At 36.3% G+C, this 21,701-nt stretch carries 26 protein-coding genes; 24 read left to right on the forward strand and 2 right to left on the reverse strand.

Going from position 1 to position 21,701, the window contains the following annotated elements:
• The first annotated feature begins 30 nt into the window (after nt 1-30).
• Nucleotides 31-720 carry a phosphodiester glycosidase family protein gene (locus M2444_RS30120; RefSeq protein WP_280788846.1) on the forward strand — a complete coding sequence of 230 codons (690 nt, stop codon included), beginning with the start codon at nt 31-33 and terminating at the stop codon, nt 718-720.
• Between the two features lie 60 nt (nt 721-780).
• On the opposite strand, the gene M2444_RS30125 is transcribed toward M2444_RS30120, so the two are convergent.
• On the reverse strand, nt 781-1,191 hold the full coding sequence (locus M2444_RS30125) for a hypothetical protein (protein WP_280788847.1): 411 nt from the start codon (nt 1,189-1,191) through the stop codon (nt 781-783).
• Nucleotides 1,192-1,470: 279 nt separating this feature from the next.
• On the opposite strand from M2444_RS30125, the gene M2444_RS30130 reads away from it, so the two are divergent.
• The 9 genes from M2444_RS30130 to M2444_RS30170 all read left to right on the forward strand — a co-directional run bounded on the left by M2444_RS30130 (nt 1,471) and on the right by M2444_RS30170 (nt 7,426).
• Nucleotides 1,471-2,115: a sigma-70 RNA polymerase sigma factor region 4 domain-containing protein gene (locus M2444_RS30130; RefSeq protein ID WP_280788848.1), complete on the forward strand. Its 645-nt coding sequence runs from the start codon at nt 1,471-1,473 to the stop codon at nt 2,113-2,115.
• Nucleotide 2,116: 1 nt separating this feature from the next.
• Nucleotides 2,117-2,290, forward strand: coding sequence for a YvrJ family protein (locus M2444_RS30135; RefSeq protein WP_280788849.1), 174 nt, complete (start codon nt 2,117-2,119; stop codon nt 2,288-2,290).
• Nucleotides 2,287-2,529: a helix-turn-helix domain-containing protein gene (locus tag M2444_RS30140; protein ID WP_280788850.1), complete on the forward strand. Its 243-nt coding sequence runs from the start codon at nt 2,287-2,289 to the stop codon at nt 2,527-2,529. The genes M2444_RS30135 and M2444_RS30140 overlap by 4 nt, the downstream gene beginning before the upstream one ends.
• A gap of 1,030 nt (nt 2,530-3,559) precedes the next feature.
• Nucleotides 3,560-3,808, forward strand: a complete 249-nt coding sequence (locus M2444_RS30145) for a hypothetical protein (RefSeq protein ID WP_280788851.1) — start codon at nt 3,560-3,562, stop codon at nt 3,806-3,808.
• A gap of 61 nt (nt 3,809-3,869) precedes the next feature.
• Nucleotides 3,870-4,757: a hypothetical protein gene (locus M2444_RS30150; RefSeq protein WP_280788852.1), complete on the forward strand. Its 888-nt coding sequence runs from the start codon at nt 3,870-3,872 to the stop codon at nt 4,755-4,757.
• A gap of 236 nt (nt 4,758-4,993) precedes the next feature.
• Nucleotides 4,994-5,845 (forward strand): DNA adenine methylase, encoded by an 852-nt coding sequence (locus M2444_RS30155; protein ID WP_280788853.1) that lies wholly within the window; start codon nt 4,994-4,996, stop codon nt 5,843-5,845.
• A 70-nt stretch (nt 5,846-5,915) separates the two neighbouring features.
• The gene (locus M2444_RS30160; protein ID WP_280788854.1) at nt 5,916-7,046 is read left to right on the forward strand and encodes a hypothetical protein; all 1,131 of its coding nucleotides are present in this window, start codon (nt 5,916-5,918) and stop codon (nt 7,044-7,046) included.
• Nucleotides 7,024-7,176, forward strand: a complete 153-nt coding sequence (locus M2444_RS30165; RefSeq protein ID WP_280788855.1) for a hypothetical protein — start codon at nt 7,024-7,026, stop codon at nt 7,174-7,176. The genes M2444_RS30160 and M2444_RS30165 overlap by 23 nt, the downstream gene beginning before the upstream one ends.
• Nucleotides 7,177-7,288: 112 nt before the next feature.
• Nucleotides 7,289-7,426: a hypothetical protein gene (locus M2444_RS30170; protein WP_280788856.1), complete on the forward strand. Its 138-nt coding sequence runs from the start codon at nt 7,289-7,291 to the stop codon at nt 7,424-7,426.
• A 111-nt stretch (nt 7,427-7,537) separates the two neighbouring features.
• On the opposite strand, the gene M2444_RS30175 is transcribed toward M2444_RS30170, so the two are convergent.
• Entirely contained in the window at nt 7,538-7,933 is a 396-nt protein-coding gene (locus tag M2444_RS30175) for a hypothetical protein (RefSeq protein WP_280788857.1), read from the reverse strand.
• A 387-nt stretch (nt 7,934-8,320) separates the two neighbouring features.
• Here M2444_RS30175 and M2444_RS30180 point away from each other — a divergent pair, with 387 nt between their 5' ends.
• The 14 genes from M2444_RS30180 (at nt 8,321) to M2444_RS30245 (ending at nt 21,696) form a co-directional block, all read left to right on the forward strand.
• On the forward strand, nt 8,321-8,566 hold the full coding sequence (locus M2444_RS30180; RefSeq protein WP_280788858.1) for a hypothetical protein: 246 nt from the start codon (nt 8,321-8,323) through the stop codon (nt 8,564-8,566).
• Complete coding sequence (locus M2444_RS30185; protein ID WP_280788859.1) at nt 8,559-8,813, forward strand: hypothetical protein; 255 nt, start codon at nt 8,559-8,561, stop codon at nt 8,811-8,813. Before M2444_RS30180 ends, M2444_RS30185 begins: the two co-directional genes overlap by 8 nt.
• Before the next feature lie 160 nt (nt 8,814-8,973).
• The gene (locus M2444_RS30190; RefSeq protein ID WP_280788860.1) at nt 8,974-9,402 is read left to right on the forward strand and encodes a hypothetical protein; all 429 of its coding nucleotides are present in this window, start codon (nt 8,974-8,976) and stop codon (nt 9,400-9,402) included.
• 14 nt (nt 9,403-9,416) lie between these two features.
• Nucleotides 9,417-9,566 (forward strand): hypothetical protein, encoded by a 150-nt coding sequence (locus tag M2444_RS30195; protein ID WP_280788861.1) that lies wholly within the window; start codon nt 9,417-9,419, stop codon nt 9,564-9,566.
• Nucleotides 9,567-9,631: 65 nt separating this feature from the next.
• The gene (locus tag M2444_RS30200; protein WP_280788862.1) at nt 9,632-10,027 is read left to right on the forward strand and encodes a hypothetical protein; all 396 of its coding nucleotides are present in this window, start codon (nt 9,632-9,634) and stop codon (nt 10,025-10,027) included.
• Nucleotides 10,024-10,461 (forward strand): Imm26 family immunity protein, encoded by a 438-nt coding sequence (locus tag M2444_RS30205; RefSeq protein WP_280788863.1) that lies wholly within the window; start codon nt 10,024-10,026, stop codon nt 10,459-10,461. Before M2444_RS30200 ends, M2444_RS30205 begins: the two co-directional genes overlap by 4 nt.
• A 436-nt stretch (nt 10,462-10,897) precedes the next feature.
• Nucleotides 10,898-11,386 carry a hypothetical protein gene (locus M2444_RS30210; RefSeq protein ID WP_280788864.1) on the forward strand — a complete coding sequence of 163 codons (489 nt, stop codon included), beginning with the start codon at nt 10,898-10,900 and terminating at the stop codon, nt 11,384-11,386.
• A gap of 205 nt (nt 11,387-11,591) precedes the next feature.
• Nucleotides 11,592-12,578 (forward strand): DNA cytosine methyltransferase, encoded by a 987-nt coding sequence (locus M2444_RS30215; protein ID WP_280788865.1) that lies wholly within the window; start codon nt 11,592-11,594, stop codon nt 12,576-12,578.
• A 74-nt stretch (nt 12,579-12,652) separates the two neighbouring features.
• On the forward strand, nt 12,653-13,333 hold the full coding sequence (locus M2444_RS30220; protein ID WP_280788866.1) for a hypothetical protein: 681 nt from the start codon (nt 12,653-12,655) through the stop codon (nt 13,331-13,333).
• Between the two features lie 370 nt (nt 13,334-13,703).
• Entirely contained in the window at nt 13,704-14,462 is a 759-nt protein-coding gene (locus M2444_RS30225) for a DNA methyltransferase family protein (protein WP_280788867.1), read from the forward strand.
• A 177-nt stretch (nt 14,463-14,639) separates the two neighbouring features.
• The gene (locus tag M2444_RS30230; RefSeq protein WP_280788868.1) at nt 14,640-16,475 is read left to right on the forward strand and encodes a TniQ family protein; all 1,836 of its coding nucleotides are present in this window, start codon (nt 14,640-14,642) and stop codon (nt 16,473-16,475) included.
• A 155-nt stretch (nt 16,476-16,630) separates the two neighbouring features.
• Nucleotides 16,631-17,884, forward strand: coding sequence for a hypothetical protein (locus tag M2444_RS30235; protein WP_280788869.1), 1,254 nt, complete (start codon nt 16,631-16,633; stop codon nt 17,882-17,884).
• 1,057 nt (nt 17,885-18,941) lie between these two features.
• Nucleotides 18,942-19,592, forward strand: coding sequence for a TnsA endonuclease N-terminal domain-containing protein (locus M2444_RS30240; RefSeq protein ID WP_280788877.1), 651 nt, complete (start codon nt 18,942-18,944; stop codon nt 19,590-19,592).
• A gap of 4 nt (nt 19,593-19,596) precedes the next feature.
• Complete coding sequence (locus M2444_RS30245) at nt 19,597-21,696, forward strand: Mu transposase C-terminal domain-containing protein (protein WP_280788870.1); 2,100 nt, start codon at nt 19,597-19,599, stop codon at nt 21,694-21,696.
• Nucleotides 21,697-21,701 lie beyond the last annotated feature (5 nt).

Below are 21,701 nucleotides of genomic sequence, written 5' to 3' on the forward strand. Positions count from 1 at the left end.
AAAAACCACAAATAAAGGAGATCAAATATTATGGCATATACATTCTCTTCTCTCACTGCTTCTAATGGAATTACGCTCAAGGTTATTAAAACCACTCCAGGCAACATTAAGCCAGTAGGTATCACTCCACTCGCCCCTGTTACCTCGGGAAGCGTATACGGAGTTAATGCAGGATTCGCGAATAACAGTAACTATAACGAATGCTTTAGCATCGGTGTATACAATGACGTTCCCGTAAAGGGAGCAAAGGGTGTTCACAATACCGGCTGGTTCAATGAATACTACACTCGCGGAACATTGGTATACGATGCCTATATTAACAGTTTAAGTGTTAAGGTAATCGATAATGCCTCACAATCAGGTTATGTGCGTCCGGATATGTACTGGGCTATCGGAGGAATTAGCTTAGGATTGCAAAACACCAATTGGTCCTCGCAAATGACTACTGAGCACGTTGAAGGCATTGGTGGTGTAAGTTCAAGTGCTGCTAGAACAGCAATTGTCTATGATAGCTCCAACAATATTCATTTAGTTATTACGGAAAGTAAAACTAGCATCACTGCATTCCGGGCAGCTATCCTAAACAAAATCCCAAATGTTCGTGATGGTGTACTTCTCGATGGCGGTGGTTCAACAGAGATGCTCTGTAAAGAATATACGTTTACCGGCACCGATCCAAATCGTAAACTTGGGTTTATGGTTGGAATCATTAACAAGTAATGCAAACAAAAAAAGAAAGTCAGTTAAATTTAACTGGCTTTCTTTTTTTGTTTGTACTATTTAATCTATACCATTTATTTTCCACGCTCCATCCACTTTCATTAAGGTATACATCGTATCGCCAACAGAACCATAAGGAGAATCTTTGTACTCCTCATGAATCGAAACTGTTATTTGATTTTCACTTTCGGACATAAATTTGGGAGCACTTAATTTCATAATTCTCGTTTTATCTTTTTCATAAGCCTCTATATCAGATTGTGAACTATCCTTAGTAAATACTGAAGCATATAGATCCTTATCCCGTTTATTAAAATACTCCACTCGTTGGTTTACCACTGAAAGCACATCTTGCTGTGCTCCTTGATAGGCAGTTGCATCAATGTAAGTAGTTTTAACCTCTTCTTTTGATGAACAAGCAGACAAGAAAAATAAAACCAGGATTAAACTCATCAATTGTATCTTCCTCATGGGGTGATTCCTCCTTCGGTTAATTTTGATTTCCTTTCTTATACAATTTAAACGCTTTAAGGATGTAATTGTTTCTAAAAGTTACAATTAAATATTTAAAGGATAGCTATCCTTGTTATTAATGTCTGACAGTAAAAATTATCTAGTGATTCAAATAATTAACCAAATAAAGTATAATAAATAGGAACATTTGTTCTTGTATTGGTTGTGATTTTACTCGTTCACTTCACTTTATATAGTATAGGGCGAACAGTCTAATTCAAGAAAGGAAGATCCTTCATGGAAGAAATCTATAATATGAATAGTAAAAATTCAAGGGCTGTTACAAACATTACCGGATATGAATTTGAATTATCTTTGCAGCATCCTATTGTACTTGGGTTCTCCTCACACCCAGAGAATGCGATATTAGTAGAAAAATTTATTAACAATCCAACTGAATCCAACCATGAAAAGTTAAATCAAGCCTTTAAAATTTATATTTTTGCCATCCGATTTACAAAGTATCTTAGTTCTCTCATTACAAATAGCCGAATCGATTATCTAAGGAAAGTAAAAAAAGATGAGGAGCGAGAGTTGCTAATCTTTGATAAACCATTGTCAGCAGATGAGGATGTAGCTTTAGGAGAGATTTTATCGAATGTTTACCACGGGGAGGATATTCCTCAAGTAACAGTTGATCCTGATGTATTCCAATCACAGCTTAATAATGAATGGTTATATCATGGATTCTCCAAATTAACACCTAAACAAAAATTTGTGATAACCCTTGCCTATTCCTCCTGTAGTCGAGATAGTGAGATAGCGTTACTCTTACATGTAACCCAGCAGTCTATCTCTAAAACACGAAAAACATCTTTACAGAAGTTGAAACGGTATATTCCCCCATTGAATATTGAATCGGCAATAAAGGAGGGAAGCTAGCATGGATCAGGCTCAGTTAATTACTGTAATATCAACAACAATCGGTAATTTCGGCTTTCCTATAGTGTTAACAGGTTATTTATTATTACGTTTCGAAAAAAAAATAGATAACCTCATTACTACGATTCAAGATTTCAAACTGGCATTGCTTGGGGAGGAGGATAAAAAGAAGTGAAGAACTCTGAATTATTTGAATGTGCGCGTAAAGCACAATTCGGTGACCGAGAGGCCATGCGCAAAATTATAGATGCTTATTATCCTTTAATTCGTAAAACATCAAGAACTCTATCTTCACTTTCCGCTAAAGACTTTGAGCAATCTACCATTGAAAAAATTGTAAGGGCTGTTCATAATTACGATCTTGACTCTCTCCCGGATTTTGAAACTTTTATTCACATGGAAAACAACCTCTAATCTACATTTCCAATCCTCTTAAACAGAAGAAAGCCCCCTTACATAGGTGGCTTTCTTCTGTTGCTGACCAACCAAAGAGAACATAGATAGCGTACCTGCGGACCAGTGACACTCATCGACCAATCGTAATCTTTATAAGTAACCTTTATCACGTCAGTTTTAACAAATGACCGTGAGATTACGCAGCCAGTTTGTCTATATTCACAGACTAAGATTAATTATTTTCTTTTCCAGACTCTATATAGATCTTGCACTACTTCCTTTCCTAGCTGTATAAGGGATAAGGGACGACAGAACCACATGAGTATAAAAAATATGACATAGTGAAGAATTTGCCAAGGTGAATTGTGTAATAAATCATGAGCATATAAGTGGTACAAGCGCTGGTTTAAAAACATCATTACACCACCAAATGATATTCTCAATATTAATGATATTAGTGTAGTATCTATCATTTATTAAATCTCTCCCTTTTATCTTCGGTTATTTTCGTATAATTTCAGACAACAAGCAGAACCCCTTGATACGTACCTCCTTATTGATTTATAGAAAAAAGCACCGATAGATTCACAACCATGAATGTATTTACTCATAGTTTAAGAATTTATCGGTGCTTCCGATTAATTAGCATATTTGATTGTGGTAGGCTACTTACTGATTATTTAATCATTCTTCGGGGTATTTTGCAATCGAATGAAATATATAGAGGCTAAGAGGAAGTATTACATCAGTTCATCTTCTTTCCAAACAATAGGTTTAAGAACATCTTCTAATATGATGCAGTTCAATTAAGGGGATATTTACTGTTAAAGAGTAGGATTCTCTTTCCAAATCACCTAAGAGATCATATACTAGATCTATTACGAAACACATTTATTTTCTCTGCAGAACTATAATTCATGCAGAGAAGGGGAATTCTGCACAGCAGAAAAAAATAGGGCTTAAATTATGGAGACAAAAAGGTATACGGGATACGTATATTCTTTTTTTGTCTCCTTTTTTTATGCCCAAAAAAAGAGGAGGAATTACGATGAGCCTTTTAACATCTTGCTGTAAAAAAGAACAAACTTGGCGTCATACCAGTGAAAAGCCTTTAAATGATCACTACTCAATAGCTTGCAAAGAACCAGTTTGCTCAAGCTGTGGTGATGAACATCCTGCGATGATTCAAGTATGTGATTGCTGCGGGAATGAAGGGGTTTTACAGGAGACACGATTAGGTGAATGGTGCGGTCAATGTATTAGGCTGTATCCCAAGGATTTAAATCTGGAGCAATGAGTCTATACATGACCATTAAGCATTAATTAGGAGAAATAATAATTAAACTCGAGGTGGAATAATGCGAAGAATTGCTTTTATAACAGAGTCTTCAGCAAGACCAAATGAACCGATGCCGGCACACCAGTTCTTTCAAGGAACGCAAAGTCGATGGGTTAATAAAGTTATCGAGTACATGGAAGTCCGTGACTTTCCTCATGAAGACATCTTCTTTTTGAGTCATTATGAGCAGCGAGTTATTGGCTATAAGGATTTAGTCGAGCCGTATCCTAAGCAAAAATATCATCCACGAAAAAATGAGGCGATTGAGTTAGCCCATAAGGTCGTAAATCTGATTCTCCGTATGGAATCATTGCCTTTTGTAGAAATTCATGCAGGTCGAACCTTCTCAGATCCGCTTAAGCAACTGCTTGATGAGCATAACGTTTTATATCGCGTATATGGATCTGGAATACCGTTAGGAAGCAAACCAAATTATTACGCTGATTTAATTGAGGAGGAGCTGAACAAGCGAAAACTCAAGGAAATTCAACGTGAGAAGTGGCAGATCACTTCAATGATTCGGTTGCAGACTCCCCAAGAAGCTAGTGAGGTTGTTACTAGTTTTAGTAATAGCGCACATCTTTATGGCATCGAGCGGAATCTAGAAGAGCTAAAGGAGCTCCTCGGAAATTACAACCAGAAGCGGAAAGACGTTAAAAATGCTTTAGGAGAAATGGAGCAATTGCTTCAAGAAGAAGATCAAACCGGTGAACTCGCATACTTTCTACAGGCAAAAGGTTCACTTGCAGAACTGCATGCAGATTCCAACTTTGAGAGTATTAAAAACAAATATGGTAAGTGCCTAGCAAAATTTACATTGTGTCTGATCAAGCAGAGCTATGTACTGCAGAGTGAATCTAAAATTAGCGCAGCGCTACTCCGTACACAAATCGCACTTATCAAATAAGGAATGGTACTTCATATGAATGAAATGTTAAAGATGCGATTCCATACTCTCTAGTATCAGGTGCGACGAAGGTACGGAATAATCCGTATTGAGGTTCATTGTAGCCCCCTTCAGCGAGCTCCCAATTGGGATATGTAGCACTTACGCAGATCGTTCGAGAATGCGTGAGAGGACAGATAGAGTCCTGCCTATTTCCATATCGACTAAATACGATATCGGAAACAGGAGAGATGGATATGGCGACAAATTATGTTGATGAAAATAGCGTAGGTAGTGTAATTCGGTGGTTTGGAGGAAAGCATTTTCTGTCTCGTGACCTGGTTCCTTTAATTCCTGAACACCACTGCTGGGTGGATGTTTTTGGAGGCGGAGGGCACATGACTGTGGCTAAAAGAAGAAGTAAGGTAGAGGTTTTTAATGATAAGGATCATGATCTAATCAATTTCCTTCTAACTCTTAGAGAGAGAAGAGATGAGTTGATAAGTTCATTATCTACTTTACCGACAAGCCGATACCTTTTCGAAAAATGGCAACGCGAGGAACTTCCTAAGGATCCTCTTGAACGTGCAGTAAGGTGGTACTATTTACTCCGAAACTGCATAATACCCGCTAACGGTATTAAAAGTGGATGGCGATCCGGAAAGATTAAGAACACCGCTAGTGATTTTCAAAACTCTTTGGCAAAGCTCGAAGCTTTTGAAGAGCGGTTCAGTCGTGTCATGATTGAATGTCTTGACTATAAAAATATGATACAGCGATATGATTCTCCGGGTACTTTCCTATTTGTTGATCCTCCATATGTTCACCGTGAGCACTATTACAAATTTGCTTTTGATGAACATGTTGAACTTGCTACAATGCTTCATAATATTCAAGGCAAATGTATGGTCACGTATTATGGTGATCCGTTAATTCTAGATCTTTATAAGGATTGGCATTGTGAGACATTCGAAGCAAAGGTAGGCACAGTAGCCAAGGCTGAACTAGGACAAACCCGAAGAATAGAGAAAGAATATGTTTTTATGAATTATAAACCTGAAACCAAGGGTCAGTTGTCATTTGATTTCCCTGTAGTTAATGACATTTGAAAGAAAGTTGTTAAAGGAAGGATCTCCGCCACTATTGTGGAATAGTAATGAAAGGGGAGGGTAATATTTCATGGACCAATCTGAAATAATGAGAAACTATCATAGCTATATTGACGAATTAAAAGGAACTTACGATCCAATCATAAAAAAGATGAGACAGCAGAAAAACGAAAAATGGGTAAGTCTTGCTTGGAAAGGCCCCATTAAGCAAGTGTTAGGATATTTTAAACACGCTAAAATAGTTTCAGCGATAAAATGGAGCTCACTACCTCTTTTAGGACAAGCAATAGTCATTTTAACAGGTTGGTATAAGCATTTACCATTATGGTCTATTATTCTGGGCAGTGTAGTCTTGTTATTTGTTATCTATTACTTTTTTTATGTAAAACGATACATAGACAAGATGGCAACCCTGGGAACGCCTGAATTTCACGTTGAAGCTTTGAAGGCCAGACGTCCTGCAGAATATGCTGTTTGGAGTACTTTCATTCAAAAGGATCACTTCACTTTTAATGGTCTATACGATGCTTTCAATACATTGCTCGTCCCTATTAAAGACGGCAGTATTGAATCTGTACTGCAATACTCTATCGGTAGGGAGGAAGTATTGGAGGAGACCATCCAGGAGTTGAGAGATCGAATAGAAGAGTTAGAAAGATCAGTAGATGGGCTTGCTGAAGATATAGATAATTCAGAAAATAGTATTTCCTATTTGGTTAATTTACTTAAAGCAGTCAACACCAACATATATCGATTAACCAATGGCATTCTTGATTTTGATGATCTAAGATTCGTCTCTCCATTTACTATTTATGCCGTAAAGGAAAATATACTCACAAAGATATACGACGTAGGCACATCTGGAGGAAGTATGAGTGAGATAGATTTATCTGTCACCCAGGAATTCGAATATGCAGCTGTGTCTGCAGCGAAAGAAAAATCTAACGATTCATTCATTAGCTACCCATATCCAGGAAGAGTAGTCGTCGCTTTCTCAATGAAAATGCTGAATAATGAGCGTTGGGTGTGGTGCTTCCACTTTGATGAGTCAGACAAACGCGCCTTGTCTCTAGTAATTTCCAATGATATAATAGAGTCAAGGCAAATTAGAAGACTTATTCATGCTTTTTGTTTGATATTACACAAAAACATGATCTCAAAAAAGGAGGCTACCCAAGATGCTGCAGAACAAGCCAATTAAGGTAGAGGATAAATCTCAGGAAGAAATTTTGAATAAACGGCGTCAGCTGCGTAACGAAATGTTAAAGCAACTTGGTGAAAGAGTAGCCGTTACGGAAGAGAAAGCTGAGAAGGTATTGCTTAGAGCATAACTATAAGAAAAACTCTCGGGAATTCCCGGGGGTTTTTTTGCGCATAGGTTTATAACTATGAAACTTGAGAAGAATACATACTATGAATCTCTAATAGAAGGGAAGCAATAGTATGGTTAAAAAGGGGAAGCTTATTACATTCCAAAAAAAAGCAACCAAAATTATCGATCGTACACAAGCAGAGATAATGAATGAGAGAAAAGAAAAAAGAAATGAACTATTAAATAATCTGAAAAAAAACAAAAAATAAGAGAGAGATACTCACAAGCATCTGACCATTGTAATAATAAACAGAACAAAAAAGCCCTTCTTATGGGGGCTTCTTTGCACTCCACTAGGAGTGTCTTCAATTCATTTAAATTTATAGTTCAACTACATCGGAATTCTTTGTTTTTAAAGTCAACTCATCTGCAATTTTCCGGGCATTTTTGACATCTTTTGTTTTGCCTGTGGCAATATCTATTTTAAGAGAAATAGAACTCAATTTCTCTGATTTATTGATATAGCTAATTAAAAGATAGCACGTCACCCATATACCACCGTTTGGCGCCGGAACACTTTCAGTTTTAAACTGAGCTTCTTTTATACGCATAATATCAATAGAGAAATCACTTCCTCCACCATCAATATTTAGATGGGTTGTATTCAATTCAATCTTACATAGGTTCTTCTCAGGTAAAGGTAGACCATCTACATGATATAAGCTGGCTGTTATAGACTGATTCTTTTTGGAATCATTCTTCTTAAAAAAGCCCATTTCATCACTTCCTCCTAAAACACTTTATCTATATTCTACCATATCGATAGAAAGTTGCGATCATTTATTGCGAACCTTGGACTTTGTCCCCTCACTTGTGCAGGCAATATTAGAGAACGAATTACAACCTCTCGGTTGAGTTTTTCTATGCGTAAGTTTATTACTAAAAACCTTAGGAAGCTTCTATAAATCTATAAATATTGTATTTTCTAAATCAGATATCAATAGTAGTATATTAATATATTACAATATTAATATACTACTATTGATATCTGAAGCTTAATTGTAGGTCTATTTGTGGATAGGTGCTGCAGGGACATAGAAAGTAGTTTTGCCCGAAATAGTTTTGCAAACTAAAGAACACATAAAAGTGAGAGGATGAAGAGAATGAAGATCGAAGAGTTCTTATTACACATCGCAAACGGAGAAAAGTGGTTCAACAATGGTAGTAAAAGAAGCCGCTACGTTGTCGGAGTTGGAGGGATGGTGATGTACAAAAACAAGCCGTCCAGCAAATCAACAACCGGTGTATGGGTGATGGATTTTGCTAAGTGGGCTAAGGGGGTTGGATCCATCGATTCGACCGAATCAACTAGCGATAGTGGCAACCTTAAGGAGAAATCTCATGAATGAACTAAGCGAGATTGAAATAGCAAAAAAACACCTAAAGTTATGTGAAAAACGCAGAGTATATGATGAAAGTACTCATATCATAGGCTGCTGTTTAACACTCTTAGAAGAAAAAGAAAAAGCCCTAAACATAGCGGTACAATCATTGTCGTCAATAGAAATACTCAGTACGAGTGAACGATCGAGATTCCATGCAAGAACCGCTTTGAAAAAGATGGCTTTTCTAGGTATATTCACCTTGAAAAAGTGAATGAACTTAGTCATACCGAAACGGTAGTAGAGATTTTACAGTAACATGAAAGTTCTGGCATGTTCATTTATAAAAGATACTACCTATCGGGATAGTTGGAAGACAGAGTGACTATGTTGCAAGAATACAAAGTTTCAATGAAAGGGAGGATGTATTGTAAATGTTTAAAACGTTAAAAATGATAATCCAAAGAAGTAAAGAAAATAGACTTAATGGACCCTTGAATGATTTTATAAATAGTTTGGAACGTGGGACTTTGTTATTGTTATTCGATGAAAGAGTAGTCGAATATCTTTATACTGAAAGTCCTGGAGTCTTCGTAGCTTTATTTGAAGGAAAAGAGATAAGAATGCCGAATAAATCATATCGTACGGTAATTACTAAAACTAAGCAAAAACTTATTTGCCCACTTTGCTCTGGAAGACATTTTACAGAAGGTGAGATTCACGATGGTGAAAATCACCTTCATAGTTTTTTACCTATTACTAATACCACACGCTTATACTCCGATACTCGTCGGTTACGCCTTCTCTGTTGTGCTAATTGTGGCTATGTACATATGATTGCTAGCAGTTCAAATCTTATTTAGAGGGGTTTACTCTTATGAAACAACAACTTATAGAGTTTAATGAATTTATCATATTCATCGTTAAAAATAAGAAGCGAAAATATGCTATTCATTTGTTAGTGTTAGTTGCTGCCTTTGCTTTTGCAGTTCTTATGTATAGCAGAATAGTTGACTTCAGCAATTGATGATTTATTACTTTTATATAACATTAGCAAGATATTAATTGTACTAGCGGAGGGGGGACTTTATCATGTATGATGAAATTATAGAGTTCAAGGTAGGGGTATATGCATGTATAATCCTTCTCGTATTATCCATTACATTTTTTGAGCTTCAAGGAAAAAATACAGCAGTTCAATTCTTATTGGGTGACGGGATTCTTCTTATTATTGTACCTGCCCTTTGTATTTTTACGATGATCCTACGTTATCTAAAAATTAGAGGATCGTTTAAGGCATCACGTGAGATTAACAGTATTATGAAGTATACAAAAAATAATGGGTTAGATATTTCGGAAATTCATATGGACCGAATAAATGAAGTAATGAGTATCGCTACGGTTCATGGAAAAGATGGGGGTTCCATAAATATCAAATTAAAGAATGGAAAATTAGATACTGCAAATAAGGAGTTTGGTAAACCTTGACGAGCACGAAACGTAAGCGAATAAAACTTGGAGATGTGTTTGCAATCCCTTTGCCTGATGGTAGGTTTGGTTTCGGAAGGAGATTTAAAGACGCTAGTATTGCAATCTATAGGTATATTGGTAGTTATATCGAGGATATACCTCAAGATGAAGATTATCAATTTATTGTAGGTGTCTACGATGATGTATTAAAATCCGGTCAATGGCCGGTTATTGAGAATCGACCATTTTCGAATGAAGAAGAAGCTTGGCCACCTCCTGCGTGTGTAATAGATAAATTAACTGATGAATATTCAACTTATTATAAGGGGGAGATGAGGAAGGCTACTAAACTAGAATGCGTAGGTTTAGAAATTGCTGCTGTCTGGGAAGCGGAGCATATTATTGATAGAATCATGGGAGACGATAGATGGCATAGTGACCCGCTTAAATAATTATTATAAAACCTTGATTGGCTTCATGCCTTTCAAGGTTTTTTCTTTCCTGTCAGAATGAACGAATACAATTACCTCAACCATCAACATACTTAGCTGTAACACCACTAAAATATTTCTTTTAACATCCATCACATACTTTTGGTTTCAATGGCACAGCCAGCAGTTAAAATCTTATTCTGGTGATAGGATTCAAATAGTTATTGTAGCCTCTGTCCTCAATGTACTTCCCAGATGATTGAGATAACGATATAATTATTCCAATACGATTTAATTAATTTTCCCTTGCGATCTTTTTATTTTGCAGGGAAGGAGTATGCTGCAACTGCAGCTCATACATAAGGTTCAAATCATGGAGACCATAGAGATATACAAGTTAATGTATATCTTTTTTGCGTCTCCTTTTTTTGTACCCAAAATAGGAGGGATAAAATTAGTGTCAAAACCCAAGCCCGTTCCTGTTCATGTAAACAGTACAGGAAAAAAGAAATACAAGATGCAGGAACTGATTCATAGTTCTGCAGGGTATGTTTTTATTCCTTTGAATGGAAGGTTAAAAACAGACCTATTTAACAAGGGATATGTAGATGGTAGAAAATTATCAGTGGCACTAGAGCAATCCTATGAGGACTGCTCTGGAGTAACGGAGGTGCTTGCCTTCTCGTCAACTGAGTTTTCTCACAAAATTAACAACCGAGAGCTGATAGGCAACATACCGCTAAACCACACATTTCTTCTTTTCTGTCGTGAAGTAGAACGATTCACCAAATCGGTTTGCCAGGATTGCGAATATTACGGTACTCCTGATTGCTTTCGTAATGAATTTCAATGTGCGGAAGATGATCGTGATAAATACCGTGAGGATTCCTGGTTTTCTTTGCAGAGAGAAGCTAAAAAGGAACGAAAACGTATTGCATTTCCCTAAAAGGGTTGAGGGATACGCTACGCCCCTGCCACAGTAAGTAAACTTGGGCGTTACCGGCTCTTTAATGTACCTCATAAAACCGTCTCAAGCGAAGGGGGAGGGCTAAGGAACCCCTTCTTGCAAGTGAGGAGATAATGGCCCAGCATTTCTCATATCGGTTGTCCTCTCGTAGCTGTGAGCTTCACAGCGAATTGAGGGCTAACAAATGCAATGTTCTAGAAAACCGACAATTACTTCGTTTTTCTCTGGTATGGGTGGACTTGATTTAGGATTTAAAGAATTGTTCGACATTCAATGGGCGAATGAATTCAATCCACACGCTGCACACTGTTACGAAGAAAACATTGGTAGGCATATCCGAGTAGGAGATATTACAAAGGTGCCACTAAGAAGTATTCCGAAGTCCAACGGATTTATTGGAGGACCCAGTTGCATCGATTTCAGCTCTGCTGGAGTCAATCGTGGAATTGAAGGGGATCACGGAAAACTAGCAATAGTTTATCAAGAAATAATCCGGAGAATGATGCCCGATTTTTTTCTATTTGAAAATGTAGAGGGCTTACTGACAAGACACTCACAATCCTTTTACCATCTAATCGATAATTATAAGGACATGGGATTTAACGTTACCTGGGCGCTCCTAAATGCTGCGCATTTCGGTGTAGCGCAAGAGAGAAACCGCGTGTTTATCGCTGGTATTAGAAAGGATTTGGGGTTCCATTTTAGTTTTCCAACTCCTTCATACGTGAAGAGAACTGTTCGACAAGCGATTGGTGATCTGCCTACTGCAGAAACTATAGGGGCGAGAGAACGAGTTCTAGGGATTACTCCCAATCATACGGCCACATGGGAAAGTCCGACACCTGAGCGGTTATTTGACGTAATTCAGCATCCACGAAATCAGCACCGCGGGATGCGAAGACTAGAATGGGATAAGCCAAGCCCAACGATTACGGCACATATTGCTAAAGACGGAAGGGAGTTTTTGCACCCTTCTGAAAATCGCCGTATCACAGTACGTGAAGCGCTGCGGCTATCCGGATTTCTGGACAGTTTTACACTCCCTGCAGACGTTCCACTTTCTGCACAGTATCGATGTGTTGGTAACTGCGTTGCTTTTCCAGTTGCTTCAGCACTCGCGAAAGCAATGTACCAGCAAATTCAGTTTGGGAGTATTCAGGAAACAGGCTAATAGATTTCTCTATACGAACATCCCCACTGCACGGGGTTAAATCAACTCTTCCCGTGCAGATAGGGGGAGTTCTAATGGAGGCTGTAAAAATGATTACCAGTAAATATATGTTTATTAAGAACTTACAGGAAGGGACTTGTATTGTCCCGATAGAGAATATCTCCTACTCAGAGATGGAAATAGGCATCATGTACATTGTAAAAATCAATGAGAGTGATATAGGTAAATGCATACTCAAAAAAATGGATAACAGACATCTCACCTGCATTTTGTTTTTTTTAGATGAACATGGTGAAGTGTCCGAAAAATCCGAGCTACAATTGTTAACCTTTCGAATAGAAATATTTGAAGAGTTAAGAAGAATGCATTCCCATTATCCAGAAATAAACGATTTGATTAAGCATCTACGTAAATATCCTAATATTGAGCAATACGACCTGGATATGATAGCCAATCAAATTTCCATTGGGATCTATAATGCCGTGTTCTGCAACTGTCTTCGCGACCATGACCAAAAAAATGGTACATCGCTTAGTACATATGTCTTCAGTGATCCCGCTCCTACAAATATAAAGGATAATTCCTATGAGAGGCTTCTGCGCTTTGTAACGGAAGAGATTCGATCAAAACAGGTAACGCTGATGTGGGCACTCCGTAAATTCGAACTAGTAGATGGCCACACAATTCTACAAGTTTTGTTTGAAGCAGATAAAACCTTTGAACAGTTTATGAGCGACGCCTTATCAGCCAATTAACATTATTCAATTGATCAAGAATACTGCCGCTACTTATCAACAAAGCTTAAAGGGGATATTTGATTCATATGTAAAAGAAGAGCGCGGATACAAGCATCCGATATTGTAAAGAGTTTAGCTGACGGTCCAGAAAGGGGTCGTTACGCAAAAATCTTACGAACCGGTATTGATCCAAATGGAATGGTCAAATGTGGATCGGTACTGATCTACAAAGAAATCCAGCTAAAAAAAGCGGCGATATACAAAACGTATACACCTCAACTAAGAAACGTGGTTTGATTTATTTCCAACCTTATATGTTCTACCCTCTGCACAGGGATCAACACTTCCTCCTGTGCAGAAGGGGAGGATTCTAAGGAGAAAAGACACTATGTCTAAACCACAAGATAAAAAACATTTATATCGGATCGATCGCTTTTCAGTTGAGCAGCTCGCTCGTTTACCTCATGAAATAGCTGGATATGCACAGGCGATTGGAGGGCTACCACAGCATCATTCCGAAGTGTTTGAGAAGAGAGGATGGCTATTGCCATTTTTATTCGCGTACGATGACCTTCTATGGGGCAGATGGAGATACTGGACAGATATTTTGGAAAAAGGAACAATTGAAGGTAGTGGTCCGATCCCTCAAATAGAGTGGAAAGATACATCCTCCCATCAAGCAGAGGCAACTAAAAAGATGTTTGCTAAGTGTCTTCAGCATTATGACTCTAATATCGATACTTTTGCAGATTGGCTACTGTGGGGGATGGCAGGGAGCATAGAAGCACCGAGGATCTCAGAAAGCTTAAACGAGCATTATTACAAGGAGTTTGATTTATTCCTGGTTCTCGATAATCCCACGGATTATTTATCCCATGTTCTCTGTGATGAGACGGGCAAAGGATATAAATCAGGTCTTGGATATTATCCAACACCGTTTAATATAACTCGGATGATGGTTGAGATATGCCACGGTGATGGGGACCCAGAACATATGAAAAGGCAGTCAGTACTAGATTCATGTGTAGGCTGCGGTGCAACATTGCTACCGGCTTCTAATTATTTTTTACGGGGCTACGGTCAGGATATATCGGGGATTGCCGTGAAACTATGTACCATTCAGTTTTACTTTTATGCCCCTTTGTGATTTTTCATTTAGATTAAGAATTTTTTCATTTGGTGTGACAAAAATCTTTCATCATCGTTGAGAAAATAAGTTATATTCATATTTTTCGGATAAATATTCATGATAAAGAGTGGTGACGTTTACGTGACCACTCTTTTCTTTAAATAGCGAAAATAGCACTAGAGGGATGGTGTTGTAATGTCAAAATTACTTATTCGCCCTAAGCCATTTGAAGACGAAAGTTTTTCCGGTTATATAACCCGACTATTTGAGATTAATCATTATGATTCTATGTCTACTTTTTTAAATAAAATTTCAATACAAGATAAGAGAAATAGACTTTGTCTTTATAATCTAAAAGAAGACCAGTTAAACAAAATTGCTGATTTTCTAAATTTAGATATCCACTTATTAATTAATAGTATCTCTCCGATCTTAAATCCGCCTCTCTCAATAATAGATTTAATCCAGCTAAAATTTGTGATTCCTAAAAATAAAATTAAGGTGTGCCCAAAGTGTTTGCATGAAAATGGATATCATAAAAAAATTTGGGGCATATCTTTAGTTACCATTTGCCCAATTCATAATTGTTTATTAATAGATACTTGTTTTAAATGCAAAAAAATTTTAAGTGTCTATTCTAAAAAATTGTTATTTTGTAATTGCGGTTTCAACTTGACGAATTCCCCTATTGAAGAGGTTAGTAGTGATCAAACCTCAATGACAAGACTGATTTATCACGCATCAGGGTATGAAATCGAATTAGATAATGATTTGAGTAATAGTCCTTTGTATTACATGAAATTCTCTTCTATGATCAGTTATATTTTATATCTGACAACTTTCTTTTTATGTAAGCAAAATAATAAATATCGCGTTATCAATTCCTCAAGAATTGATAACAGAATAGTTCATCAAAATATTTTGATGGTTGCTAATCTTTTCTCTAAATGGCCAGAAAGTTATTATGAGTTTTTAAGTGGATTTCACTCTAGTAAGGAGGCCACAGATAAGGGGATCGTAAAAAAATTCGGGTATTTTTATAAAGGCATGATATATGATACTAAGTATAAAATACTCATTGATGAGTTAAACATCTATCTTTCAAAAAACTGGTCAGGTCAACTCTATAAATGTAAGATTAGAGATCAAATCAAAGTAGAGTTTATAACTTGTTCTCAAGCACGTCGCTTAATTGGCTGTCATATTGGAACGCTGCGGAGATTAATTGAGGAACGTAAAATAATTTGCAAGATAGAAAATGATGGTTCTGAGCAGTTTGTTAGTAGAGAGAGTGTGGAATCGTTTATTGAGAATAGTAAAGATTCTATGTCATTGATTCAAACTGAGGATTATTTGAAAATTCACAGAGTGATAGTAAAGAAGTTAGTGGAGGAAGGTATTTTAGAAACACTGAGGCGTCCTAATAGAACGAGAGTAAGAGAATACAAGATCTTATTAAAAAGTATTGAGAGTTTACTAGATACTTTTAAAAGAATAGCACTTAAGAATAGTGAGAATATGGAGTTAATAACGCTAAAAGAAGCATCAATGATTGCAAATCTATATGGGAGTAAAATTAGTGCTATAGATATTATTAAAAATGTTATATGTGGAAAAATAGAAGTAGGTTTCTGTTCTACTAATGTATCAGAGGGTTTGAGATCATATGGGTATTCAAAAGCAAGTATAAAGAGTTTATACTCAAACGATTATTTACTAACTACTGATGTTGCATTAGCGAAAAATGTTCAGATACATTCAATAAAGTATTGGATTGAAGAAGCAATATTACCTGCGGAAAAATGTGATTTAACTATATATAGAATCACCAAGGACAATTTCAAAAAATTTAATGATATGTTTCTCACATATGATGAAGTGATTAAAGAACTTAGTGTAGCAGGTTACAGACTTAATGGAGAGAATACAAAAGAGTGTTTGAACATTTTATTATCATTGAATATTATTCCAGTTGTTGGTGCAAGTAGAAGAACATATTTATTTAATGTTAGTGATATAAAACGATATTAAAAATAATAATTAATCTGATTTCTTTTATGCCCTTTGTAATTGAGTTGGAGATCCAAAACTTGTTTTTAGCTGCTAAATAGGCTTCCAATCCACAAAAAAGTTCGACAAGACTACGTTTGAGAGATGTGGACTAAAGATTCATAGGAGGATATTAAATGAGACTAAAGATTGAAGAATGGTTAACTAGTCAAATTGTTTCCGAAGAGGCTGGGAATCTTCTCAAGGAATCAATTGTTTGTTATAAAGCTTCTGCATATAGAGCTGGTATTTTGTTTTCATATCTGTTTTTTCAGACTGTATTAAAAGAACGAATTTTATCTGCTAAAAAACCGGATGATATCCCGGTCGCAAAATGGAATGCAATAATACAAAATTTACGAAACGATGATAAGTGGGACGAGGAAGTTTATGAAGCAGTAAAGAGAGGCCCTGGATCATGGGTCATATTTAATCTTACTGATGATTTAAGGCAGCAGGTTACATACTGGAAGAATAGACGAAATGATTGTGCACATGCTAAAACAAATGGCATTCATGCATCACACGTAGAGTCTTTATGGTCATTCATTCAATATAACTTACCTAAGTTTGTAGTTAATGGAGGAAAAGCTGCGCTATTAGAAAAAGTCAGAGTGCATTTTGATATTACTCTTACAGCACCTAATACAGACTTTATGTATATAACTAATGAGATTATTCATTCGATTTATGAGTATGATTATGAAGAATTTATTGTAGAACTTAACCAGTTAGTAGGAGAGGATACGTTTTTTGATAGTTTATATGGATCTGAACGTAAAATTAGCTTTTGGTTAAAACTATTTGGATTAAATGATGCTTTCGATAAAACCTTGATAGAGTATCTTATGGTGAATGAAAACTTAAATAACGCAATATTGAAAAGTGATTCTAGTAAGGTGGTGTATTATAGAGAACATCCTCAGTTCATTCGAAAACTTTGGTTTGATGGTAAAATTGAGCCTAGCATATTAGCAGCGTTATTTAGAAATGACCTGATACCATTTGATCAACAAGAAGAAGCGATAGAAAGTATAGTCATTTCTTACCAACGTGTATACCCTGAAATCATTCAGGAAGAAGATATGAACGTGTTAATTGCAAGGGGGCTTCCAACAATCTTTAAACGGATCGCATTTGTAGAGTCTCGTATATCTTCATTTGAATGGGCCAATCATGCAAAGAGATGGCTAGTAATTTGGTATATTAAAAAATATGGTGTTGATGAAATTATTGTGTGGGCTTTGACAAATACTTTTAGAGGAGACCATCCATGGCATCTGAGAGATGCATTAAAAGAAGTATTTAATGAAGATCCAGTACTTAAAGATTCATTTGTTATGATTTCTCAAGAGAAGGGGTATATTTTACCGACGTTACTAGGTTTTTAGTAGAGTTAGAGTTTCCGACTCACAAGGACTCTTCAATAAGTCGTTTAACTAACGGGGAACATTAGTTCAATAAACCAGCGGCAGACTAAGACTTAATTTTCCATTCCAAGACTGCCGCTGGTTTTATATTGGAGTCAGTTTACTACTTTTATTTGGAGCCTGCCGATTACTAATCCAGTAATCGGCGTAGGGTAAATAAATTTAGTCTAAAACTATATTTTCCTCGGACAGCTATTACTAAATGCTGTGATAGTACCTTTAGTTCGATGTGTAATACAGTTGTATTTGCATTCGAAAGGATGCCTGATGTAGTTTTAAAACATAGTATGATATTTTGAAATAAAGATTGATAGTTTGTAATAATGTTTGATCAAAACAACAGCAACTTCTTTTCTTATTACAGATGAATTAACCTAAGCCTCAAAGGACCTTAATCATATACTGTCCACAGATAGGGTCACAGTTCAGTGTTCATAATGCAGTTCCTTTTATCAATATTTATTTTAAGAGTGATTGATGACTATTCTTTAATTTTCCATAGCAAAGGTAATGATTTGAAAATAATTATATTTCTTAGTGCTATGAATTATATTGGTTCAGATTTAACGAGAGTGGTGAATAAGTATTAAACCATCATTCTGTCAGGATCTGAGGCGACTAGTTACATTAAATATAACTTTGAAAAGTTAGCTTGGTTAATTGAAAATGGTACAGTAGAAGGAAAAATTATAAATAATAAATTGGAGTGAAATGTTATGATTTTGCAAAAGATTGAAATAACAAATCCACATAATATAATAAATAATAAGAGCAGCCAAATTATTGGCTGCTCTTATTATTTATTATATATATTAATTAACATAGGTACCAGCGGTAGATTTTTAAGTCAAACACTATTCGATTTTTGAATGTTCGATTGTTAATAGTGGCTATGAATATCTCTATTTGAAACATCTTAGCTATAAGTTAACTAGGTTTATAGATTGCTAGAATGGACATCATAAATAGTAGAATAGATAAAATGACGTTAACAAAGCGGGAGAAATGTAGGGAGGTGATGATTATAGAAAATCATGCACGCAAAATTAAAGCCAGTAGAGGAAAGCATCATCGGTATAAAGTTCCCTTCTTAAAAACGAAAAAAATGATTCATTGTGAGAGCAGTATTGAACGCGATTATGTGAAAATTCTCGATTTTGAGCCGAACATCGTGGATATCATCTATCAGCCATTACAAATACCTTATATCTATAGGGAGAAAATTCGTAATTACTATCCTGATTTTAAAGTTCTTACAAAGAAGGGAGATGTGTGGATCGTTGAAATAAAACCAGAAGAAAAACTAAGAAATGAAGATAATCTGATTAAATATGTTGTTGGACGATTATATTGTAATCAATTTGGTTGGGAATATCGGATTGTGACTGATAAATTAATTAGACCTGGTTATTTTCAAGAAAACCTAGCCATTCTTCGAGCTCTGGGGAGCCAACTTGTAGAAATCAAGTATCTTTCGATCGTTTTTCAGAAACTGAAGCAATATGATACATGCAGTATTAACATGTTAAGAGGATATTGTAACGAGTTGGAAGACGAAGTTTTCTACAAAGCAATTTATGCACTTATTTATCACAAGAATATTTATGTCGATTTAATCAGTAAAAGGCTGGATGGCGAGGCAGTTGTCAGCGTTGGAGAAAGGATGTGAGCGGATGGAGGGTTTCTCCTTTGTGCCTGGTGTACAATTTCTCATGAATGACCAGAAATACCTTGTTCGAAAGTGTATAAAGAATGGAGAACTGGAGCTTTCTAATTTATCCTATGATAATCAAATCGAAACGTATTCGATGAATGAACTTTTACTGGCGTGGTTTGAAAAACGCTTGATTCCAAAAAAAGAAAATAGAAGTCAAATGATACATCGCATGTATGATCCTAACCTGCTAACAGAGGAAGAACGCCAAATCATGGAGAAACGTTACAAGATTTTAAAGCCAGTTATCTCGGGTGAAATTAAACCTGCTGACTTTAAAATATATGTTGCGTCGTTGTCAGATGAAATGAGAAAAAGTATCGGTTCGTTAGCATCCCTTTATCGTTGGAAAAAACGATACGAAATCACCGGTGATAAACGATCTCTAGTTTCTGGTGAACGATTCAAGAAACGTGGCTATCATACCGATCCAATCGTTGTTTCGATGATCGAGAAAATGCTTAGAGAAGAAGAAAAAAGTGGGCTTCAATCGACGATTCGAGAAAAATGGATCGAAATGAAGTTGCAAGTAAAAGAATACAACGAAATGCGTGGTGATGATCAGAAAATAAAACCGTGTAGCTTAACCACCGTGTTTCGGATTGTACAAGATAAGACAGATAGTTATGGAAAGGATCGTTCAAGACATGGCGCCGTTCAAGCTTCGTTGAATAAAAGAGGTTCAACTACAGAAGTCGATGTTGAACGCCCACTGCAACGAGTTGAAATTGACTGGACTCCTATTGATTTACTTATCGTTGACTTCAAAACGTTGAAGCGTGTACGTTATTATCTGATTTATGCTATTGATGTCTTTTCCGATTATCCTCTTGGTTTTTATATCTGTCCGAATGAGCCCGATACGAAAGCAATTAAGCAATGTCTACTTCATTCCATGCTTCCTAAAGTACATCTACGCAAACTATATCCCCAATTAAAACATGACTGGACAGCATTTGGTGTTCCGGAAGTCATTGTTTTGGACAATGCTAAAGTCAATGAATCTAAAGATCTTGAAGAAGTATGTTCCTTAATAGGCATAGAAGTGCAATACTGTCCAGTCATGACGGGTCACCATAAAGGAACGATTGAAAGAGCATTAAAAAGGGTCAATCACAAAATTCACCAGATTCCTGGCACGACTTTCTCTAATCCCCAAGAAAAATCACAATATAACTCCGCTAAAAATGCTTGTGTTGATTTACGCACATTGTTTCATATCATTCATGTCATATTTATAGACTTGATCGCAAATGACTATAGTATTGCAGTTGGTGGAACTCCTGAATTTATATGGAATCAAGGTCTGAAGAACACGGTCGTTCATCGGAAGTTGCCATACAAAAAAGACGATTTAAAATTATTGTTGGCTTCCGGGGTTGATTTTCGAACTATTACAAATAAAGGGGTAGAAATTCAATCACAATTTTTTCAAAGTCCGGAGCTTATGCAATTGGCTGATCGAAAAAAAAGAAAAAAAGATGATCAATATGTCAGAGTCCGTTTTGATATGGCGGACATGAGAACTATATACATCTACGACGAGGAAAACCAACAATATATTGAAGCATACCCAACTAGAAACAGTCTAAAGAAAAAGAAAATCGACGATCAATATCCTGTACATTATGAACAATTACATGCCATTTCCTACAATAACGAGCAGGCTTACCGAGGATTCGATACATCAGATATGGCAAATGCAAATCGAGAGATTAACAGGTTGATTGAGGAGAGTAAATACCGCTTGAAGAAACTAGAGCAATTTCCATTGGAAGCTCGTGCGCAAATAATGGCGGAGGATCTCGCTACGATCCAGGTAGCCTATGATGCGCAATTGGCTCCAAGTGATCTGGAATCATTGCGTTTAGTCGATGAAAGGATAGGTCATTCACAAACGAAATCGGATAAGTTTACTAAAAAGAAAAAAAGCAATGATAAGAAATCATCAGAAGAGAAAAAAGTTTACGAAATTCCCACGGTAAACAAAGAAGAATCACAGGATTACGAGATTGAACTAGAAGGTTACGATACAGTTTTTCGTCAGAGAATCGAATGAGAGGA

Source organism: Paenibacillus sp. PastF-3 (genome assembly GCF_029893135.1).
In the GTDB taxonomy this organism is placed as follows: domain Bacteria; phylum Bacillota; class Bacilli; order Paenibacillales; family Paenibacillaceae; genus Paenibacillus_AQ; species Paenibacillus_AQ nitricinens.